The 7,288-nt window shown below is 70.9% G+C and carries 6 protein-coding genes, 2 pseudogenes and 1 riboswitch; of the genes and pseudogenes, 6 read left to right on the top strand and 2 right to left on the bottom strand.

Annotated elements, in window-relative coordinates:
* The 3 genes and pseudogenes from JS521_RS17540 to JS521_RS17550 form a co-directional block, all read left to right on the top strand.
* Positions 1-603: pseudogene (locus JS521_RS17540) on the top strand (serine/threonine protein kinase); the annotation flags it as partial.
* 163 nt (positions 604-766) lie between these two features.
* Positions 767-1,420, top strand: coding sequence for a SurA N-terminal domain-containing protein (locus tag JS521_RS17545; protein WP_205083914.1), 654 nt, complete (start codon positions 767-769; stop codon positions 1,418-1,420).
* Positions 1,421-1,481: 61 nt separating this feature from the next.
* On the top strand, positions 1,482-2,495 hold the full coding sequence (locus tag JS521_RS17550) for a nucleoside triphosphate pyrophosphohydrolase (protein WP_205083915.1): 1,014 nt from the start codon (positions 1,482-1,484) through the stop codon (positions 2,493-2,495).
* 314 nt (positions 2,496-2,809) lie between these two features.
* On the opposite strand, the gene JS521_RS17555 is transcribed toward JS521_RS17550, so the two are convergent.
* Positions 2,810-3,025: a bacteriocin immunity protein gene (locus tag JS521_RS17555; protein ID WP_205083916.1), complete on the bottom strand. Its 216-nt coding sequence runs from the start codon at positions 3,023-3,025 to the stop codon at positions 2,810-2,812.
* 31 nt (positions 3,026-3,056) lie between these two features.
* On the bottom strand, positions 3,057-4,376 hold the full coding sequence (locus JS521_RS17560; protein ID WP_205083917.1) for a cytochrome P450 family protein: 1,320 nt from the start codon (positions 4,374-4,376) through the stop codon (positions 3,057-3,059).
* A 144-nt stretch (positions 4,377-4,520) separates the two neighbouring features.
* Here JS521_RS17560 and JS521_RS36700 point away from each other — a divergent pair.
* The 3 genes and pseudogenes from JS521_RS36700 to JS521_RS17570 form a co-directional block, all read left to right on the top strand.
* Positions 4,521-4,718, top strand: a pseudogene (locus tag JS521_RS36700) (cytochrome P450); the annotation flags it as partial.
* Between the two features lie 187 nt (positions 4,719-4,905).
* Entirely contained in the window at positions 4,906-5,922 is a 1,017-nt protein-coding gene (locus JS521_RS17565) for a transglycosylase family protein (RefSeq protein WP_205083918.1), read from the top strand.
* A 288-nt stretch (positions 5,923-6,210) separates the two neighbouring features.
* Positions 6,211-6,390, top strand: a riboswitch (cyclic di-AMP (ydaO/yuaA leader).
* Between the two features lie 5 nt (positions 6,391-6,395).
* On the top strand, positions 6,396-7,103 hold the full coding sequence (locus JS521_RS17570) for a transglycosylase family protein (protein WP_205083919.1): 708 nt from the start codon (positions 6,396-6,398) through the stop codon (positions 7,101-7,103).
* Positions 7,104-7,288: the final 185 nt, after the last annotated feature.

The raw sequence follows: 7,288 nt of genomic DNA on the forward strand, positions 1-7,288 counted from the left end.
CCCGCACGCCCCACCACCCCGCCGCCCGTCCGGCCGGACGTCGCACGAGCCGTGGACGAGGTGAAGAAGCTGCTCGGCGAGGGCCGGATCACCCAGGCCGTGGACGTCCTCGGCGCCACCCTCCCGGCCGCCGCGGCCGAGCACGGCGAGCACTCACCGGTCGTCCGCATCCTGCGCAAGCAGTACGCGGCGACGCTCATGGACGACGGGCAGTACCGCCGCGCCCTGCCCGAGCTGCGCCGCCTCGCCGAGGACCGCACCGCCGAGGCGGGACCGGCCGACGCCCAGGCCCTTCAGTTCCGCTACGACGCGGCCCAGTGCCTGGAACAGCTCGGCGAGGCCGGGGCCGCCCTGGTCGAGTACCGCGCGGTCCTCCCGTACTACGAGAACGCGTACGGGCCGATCACCTCCGACCCCGGCCGCGCGCTCGACATCCGGCACCGCATCGGACAGCTGCTCCTGGCGGTCGGCGACCACACCGCGGGCCGGGCCCAGCTCCAGGCGCTGCTGTACGACGCCGAGCGCACCTACGGGCCGCACCACCCGCTGCCCATGGATCTGCGTCGCCTGTTCAGCCACCAGCGGGACGTCCGCGGCGGCTGAGCGCACCTCCGGACCGCCCCCGAAGCACCGCCCAGGCCGGACCACATCCCCAACTCCTCCCGAATCGTTGGTCGAATCAGTGGCACAGGCCACATCCACTGCCTAACATCGATCACCGCAAGGCTTTGTGCACCGATGCACAAACTCTCCCCGGGAGGCTCCTTTGCACCGCCGTCGTCGCACCGCGCTCGCCGTCCTCGCCGCAACGCTCGTCGCCGCGCCGCTCCTGTCGGCCTGCGGCAACCAGGCCCACCCCGGTGCCGCGGCCGTCGTGGGCGGCGAGCGGATCGAGGTGTCGGCGGTCCAGGAGCGGGCCGCGGAGGTCCGCACCGCCCAGGAGAGCTCCCCGCAGGCGGCCCAGCTGGTCAACAAGTCGGGCCAGCTCAACCGCGCCAAGCTGCACGGGCTGATCTTCGGCCGGATCCTCGACCGTGCCGCCGACGACGCGGGGGTCACGGTCACCCGCAAGGAGATCCAGGAGATGCGGCAGGCCAGCCGCGCCCAACAGGGCGGCGAGGAGCAGTTCGAGGCGATGATGCTCCAGCAGCGCTGGGTCGCCCCGGACCAGATCGACGCCGACATGCGCCAGGAGGTCCAGCTCCCGAAGCTGGCCCGGGCACTCGGCGCGGACCTGGGCACGCCCGCCGGGCAGCAGGTCGTCGGCGAGGCCCTCACCAAGGCGTCGAAGTCCCTCGACATCGACGTCAACCCGCGCTTCGGCACCTGGGACGACCAGAAGATGCAGCTCGGCAACTACAGCGCGCCCTGGATCACCCAGCGCACGGAGTTCACCCCCGAGCAGCCGACGGACGCCTGACCGCCCGTCCCGCGCAGGGCGGCCCGTGGGCCGCTCGCGGGGCCGGGGGTAGGTTCACAGGGTGAACGCCGAAGCCCCCGACACCTCCGTCGAGACCCCCGCCGACCCCGGCCGCATCGTCCTGCTCACCGCCAGCCACCGGGTCGCGCCGGGCCTGCTGTCCTGGCCGGCCTGGCAGACCCTGCACGCCGCCGACCGCGTCCTGTGCTCGGACCCGGACCAGCCGCAACTGCCCTACCTCCGGGAGGCGGGCGTACGCGTCGAACTCGCCACGCCCTCCGCGGACGAACTGGTCGCGGACTGCGCGGGCGGCCGGACGGTGGTGGTCCTGACCGGCGGCGAGGGCAACGCCCCCCTCACCGACGGCCTGGCCCGCCTCGGCGGCTCCGGCCGGATGCGGATGCCGGACCTGGAACTGCTCCCCGGCTCGTACGACCTCCCCGGCGCCCGCCTCCTGGACCTGGTCCAGGTCATGGACCGGATCCGCCGCGTCTGCCCGTGGACCTCGCAGAAGACGCACGAGGGCCTCGCCAAGTACGCCATCGAGGAGGCGTACGAACTGGTCGAGGCGATCGAGGACGGCGACCGGGACGAACTCCGCGAGGAGCTGGGCGACGTCCTGCTCCAGGTCGTCTTCCACGCCCGCATCGCGGAGGAGGACCCCGAGGAGCCCTTCGCCATCGACGACGTGGCGGGCGGCTTGGTCGAGAAGCTGATCCACCGCCACCCGCACGTCTTCGGCGACGAGACCGCGGAGACCCCGGAGGACGTCCACGCGCACTGGCTCCGCACCAAGGCGATCGAGAAGCAGCGCACGTCGGTCACCGAGGGCGTCCCCCTCGGCCAGCCCGGCCTGGCCCTCGCCGCGAAGCTCGGCGGCCGGGTCCGCGCAGCCGCCCTCGACGTCCCCCTCCCGACGGGAAACCCCACCGGCGACTCCATCGGCTACGACCTCCTCGCCCTCGCCGTGGCCGCCGAGGCGAACGGCACCGACCCGGAGGCGGCCCTCCGCGCGGCGGCCCGGGCGTACCGGGACGCGATCCTGGCGGCGGAGGGGGCACCGGACGCCCGGTAAGGGGCGCGGCTGCTTCACGTCCGCCACCCGGAGCTTTCGACCCTCCACGCCCTGCCCGTCGCCTGGAACTCCGGGCGTTGGTTGCCTACCGGTCCCAGCGGAACCAAGCACGCTCCTGATCGATGTGCAGGAGAAACTCACCAACGACAATCGTTCCGACGAGGATGCTGCCGCTGAGAAGCCGCCACTCATCGTGATGATCCGTCATTCTGACCTCCGCGGTCGCCGCCCGGCACGGCAAAGTCGGTTACGCCTACCTCGGCACGGCCACCGCGGCGGCGCTGACCACCTGGCTCCGGAGCTGAGCTTCGTCCTCACAGAGAGACAGGCCGATAGGACAGGGCTTGCTCGACCACTTCAGCAGCCGAGAGTTCCTGCTCCGGAGGCCAGAAGATCAAGTCGCTGACGTGGCCGGTCGGACATGACAGGGCTCTGTCGAGCATGCCCAACCAGCCATCCACCTCTTCTTCGGAGCTGTGGTCCGCATCCATGATCCGTTGCACGAGGGCAACGGCCTCTGTCCGGCTCATCTCCACCGCGATCCCCCCGGGTCGGGTCACCTTAATGAGGCGAGTCATCGGACGGCAAAGCCCTGGTTGATGCTTCCGGTGTGAACTCGACCGGGAGGGTGCGCAGACCCCGCATGATCAGGCCGCCACGCCACCGCAGATCGGCCGGGTCCACCGAGAGTCGCAGGTCCGGCAGACGGCGGAACAGCGTCTCCAGGGCGGTACGTCCCTCCAGCCGTGCGAGGGGTGCACCGAGGCAGTAGTGGATACCGTGCCCGTATCCCAGGTGCTGGTTGTCCCGGCGGGTCAGGTCGAGGGTGTCGGGGCTCCTGAACCTCTCGGGGTCACGGTCCGCCGCCGCGAGGACCACGAGGACGGGGTCGCCCTTCCGGATCGGCTGTCCTCCGATTTCGAGCCCCTCGGTGGCGTACCGCCATGTCGCGATCTCCACCGGGCCGTCGAAACGCAGCAGTTCCTCGACGGCGCTGTCGATGAGGGAGCCGTCGCCCCGCTCCACCGCGTCCTGGAAAACAGTTCGCTGAACGGGGTCGCGGAAGAACGCGTGGGCGCTGTTGCCGATCAGATTGATGGTCGTTTCGAAACCCGCGAACAGGATCACGAACGCCATGGCGGCGGCCTCGTTCTCGGTGAGGTGCTCACCGTGGTCACTCGCCCGGATCAGGTCCGAGATCAGGTCGTCGCCCGGGTCCGCGCGCTTCTTGTGAATCAGCTCGGAGAGATAGGCGCGGATCTTCTTCACGGAGCGGGCGACGCCGCCGCGCGGTCCGCCGCCGTGCCGGATCATCATCCCGGCCCAGTCACGGAAGTCGTCCTGATCCTCGCGGGGCACACCGAGCAGGTCGCAGATCGCGTAGATGGGGAGCGGGAAGGCGAATTCGTGGATGAGGTCGGCTTCCCCTTTCTCCGCGAAGGCGTCGATGAGGCTGTCTGCCAGTTCCTGGACCCGTGGGGCGAAGAGCGCGGTCCTGCGAGGGGTGAACGCCTTGGAGACGAGTCGGCGCAGCCTGGTGTGGTCCGGCGGGTCGATGTTGAGCAGGTGCGTCATGAGGCCCGCGCTTCGCTCCCCCGGGATACCGGTCTTGGCACGGCCCTGGGCGTCGCCCGCGTGGTGCTCGGGGTTCTTGGAGAGCCGTGCGTCGGCGAGTGCCTGCCGCGCGTCGGCGTAGCGGGTCACGAGCCACGCTTCCACTCCGGACGGCAGTTCCGTCCGGTGCACGGGCGCGTGCTCCCGCAGCCAGCCGTACGCGGGATAAGGATCGGTCGCGAACTCCCAGGAGAAGAGTTCCGGAGTCGGGGTGTCGTTCACCTGGCGACGGTATCGGGCGCTTGTACGGACAGGGGCCACTGGCATGGCGTTGAGATCTCGAGGACGACCCGTCCGTGCCTGGTGCGTATTCCCTGCTGCCGATGTGGAGAGCGCGCTGCTGATCACCGGATCGGGGACAGCTCCGCTCGGCGGGCCGGTGAAGCTTGCGACATGGCGTGACGCCACCGTGGAGCTGATCCGGCCCGCCTGGAGGGGCCGACCGCGCTGGCCACGCTCCTGAGACGCCTCCCTGACCTGCGACTTGCGGAAGAACCTGACGATTTGCGCTGGCGCGGCGGGCTCATCATGCGCGGACTGCGCACCCTTCCGGTCGAGTTCGCACCGGGAAGCCGTTCCGAAAAAAGTGACACGCTGTCAACTCTGTGACTTTCACGTGATCTGCGCTGCATCGACTTGTGACACACGTTCGAGTCCCGCTAGGTTCACGGTTCGACGCGTCGGTCGCACCTTGCTCACGCGTCACTGGTGCGCCGCCGCAGGCATGGAATCCGCATGGAACCCCGCTGCGCGACGCTCAGGTCACTCGCTTGTCAGTCGCACGGAAGGCATACCCATGGGCTCCGCGAACGGCAGACACCGCCGCCCTCGCCAGGCACCCGCCATCGTCGTCGCCGCGGGCGTGACGGGATCGGCCATCGCCATCCCGCTGCTCGGCGCGACCGGCGCACACGCCGCCGAGGCCTCCACCTGGGACCGGGTCGCGGAGTGCGAGAGCGGCGGTATGTGGAGCGCCGACCTCGGCAACGGCTACTACGGCGGGCTCCAGTTCTCGCAGGAGACCTGGTCGGCTTACGGCGGCACGGCGTTCGCACCCCGCGCCGACCTCGCCAGCCGCTCGCAGCAGATCTCCGTCGCCGAGAAGGTCCTGGACGACCAGGGTCCGAAGGCGTGGCCCAGCTGTGCGGTGATCTCCGGCCTTGCGGTGGACGGCAGCCTGCCGGGCGTCGACCCGGGCACCTCGCCGTCCCCCGACCCGTCCGCCGACCCGACCGACGAAGCGGATGCTCCCGACGAAGCGGATGAATCCGGCAAGGGTGACGAGAGCGACAAACGTGAGAAGGGTGACCCTGCGGACAAGGGTGACCGTGCTGACGCGGAGAAGGGCGGCGAACCCCCCGACTCCTCGGTGACGCCTTCCACTCCGCCCTCCTCCGAGGCCCCCGACGCCACCGACCCCTCCACCGCCCCCGACGACCCGAAGGGCAAGGGCGGCAAGCACCGCGGCACCCCCGCGCCCGAGGAGGCCGAGGCGGGCAAGGAGGACGGCCCGCGCGGATCCGGCCGGCACGCCTCGCGCGACGGCGACGCCCGGGACGGCGGCGCGGCGAACGCCGGCGCGTACGAGGTCCAGCCCGGCGACAACCTCTGGGCGATCGCCGACGCCCAGGAGCTTCCTGACGGCTGGACCGGTCTCTACGAGGCCAACAAGGACCTCCTGGGCTCCGACCCGGACCTGATCCTGCCCGGCCAGAACCTGGATCTGGGGCTGGACCGGGCCGCCGGCCAGGCTGAGCCCGAAGGCGCCGAAGAGGCTGCCGAGGAGCCCGCCCAGGCGCCCGCCGCCAACTGAACCAATTCGGGAAAAAGCCCCGAAAACAGAGGCAGTTAAGAGGCCTATGTCCACTTTGCGTAAGTGAGACATGGGTCTCTTTGCTTCAACTCACGCGCCTCTTCCGGCTCATTCGCACGCATCACCCCCGACCTGCGGAAACGGCCCCCCGGCCGCCGTGAGTTCGGGCCGATTGCCCCCTATGTCCATCTTTGAATGTCGGGGTTGCCTGTGTTTACGGTCTAAGCCGCTCGCACCGCGGGCCCCGTCGACCGTCACGCCGAATCCTGCCGTCGGTCGAAGGGAACAGACGCGTAAGCGCCGTAGGCAGGAGCGGGGGAACCAGGTAAGCCGCCGGGTCCGCACGGCCCCTCCGAGAGGGGACGTACGGGAACGGCTAGGGGTGAAGTCGTGCGCAAGGACGCACGGCCGGGCAACTCATCAGCCCGAACCCGACAGCTCACCTCGCAGGCGTCGGTGAGGAGATTCTTTCCATGCTGCTGAACAGCAAGGGCAAGCACCGCCGCCCGTCCAAGGTCACCCGTATCGCCACCCTCGCGGGTGTCGCCGGTGCCGCCGTCGCCGTCCCGCTGATGGGCGCGACCAACGCCTCCGCCGCCTCCGTCGAGACCTGGGACGCCGTCGCCCAGTGCGAGTCCGGCGGCAACTGGTCCATCAACACCGGCAACGGCTACTACGGCGGACTGCAGTTCTCGCAGTCCAGCTGGGCCGCCGCCGGCGGTACGCAGTACGCCTCGCGCGCCGATCTGGCCTCCAAGGACCAGCAGATCGCCACCGCCGAGAAGCTCCTCGACCTGCAGGGTCCGGGCGCCTGGGCCTGCGCCGGCGCCGGCGGCCTCACCAACGACGGTGTGGACCCGGGCGTGAACCCCGGCGGCTCCGGCCAGTCCGAGAGCAAGCCCGAGCAGGCGCAGCCCGAGCGCCAGGCCGAGCAGCCCACCACGCGCAGCGAGCAGCGCGAGGCCCCCAAGGCCGAGAGCAAGAAGACCGTCACCACCCCGACCGGCGAGAAGGTCCAGAAGGGCGACGGCGAGTACAAGGTCAAGGCCGGCGACACCCTGAGCAAGATCGCCGACAAGGAAGGTGTCAAGGGCGGCTGGAGCAAGCTCTTCAAGCTGAACGACGACATCGTCAAGGAAGCGGACCTGATCTTCCCGGGTCAGCAGCTCCACCTGAAGTAATCGCCGTCTCTCCTCCCCGGAGGGGAAGCGTCCGGCGGCACTTCCCCTCGCACGGCTTCCCCGGCCCGGGGGGGGGCCCCCCCCCCCCCCGCGGGGCCCCGGGGGGGGGGGGGGGGGGGGGGGGGGGGGCGGGGGCGCCGGGGGGGGGGGCGGCCGGGGGGGGGGGGGGGGGCCCGCGGAAGGGG

Source organism: Streptomyces durocortorensis (assembly GCF_016901035.1).
GTDB classification, from domain to species: domain Bacteria; phylum Actinomycetota; class Actinomycetes; order Streptomycetales; family Streptomycetaceae; genus Streptomyces; species Streptomyces durocortorensis.

What these genes read in the sequence shown, in the direction of transcription:
- JS521_RS17555 (WP_205083916.1), bottom strand. Translation starts at nt 3,025, where the DNA reads ATGAGCCGGACAGAGGCCGTTGCCCTCGTGCAACGGATCATGGATGCG.
- JS521_RS17560 (WP_205083917.1), bottom strand. Translation starts at nt 4,376, where the DNA reads ATGCCAGTGGCCCCTGTCCGTACAAGCGCCCGATACCGTCGCCAGGTG.
- JS521_RS17565 (WP_205083918.1), top strand. Translation starts at nt 4,906, where the DNA reads ATGGGCTCCGCGAACGGCAGACACCGCCGCCCTCGCCAGGCACCCGCC.
- JS521_RS17570 (WP_205083919.1), top strand. Translation starts at nt 6,396, where the DNA reads ATGCTGCTGAACAGCAAGGGCAAGCACCGCCGCCCGTCCAAGGTCACC.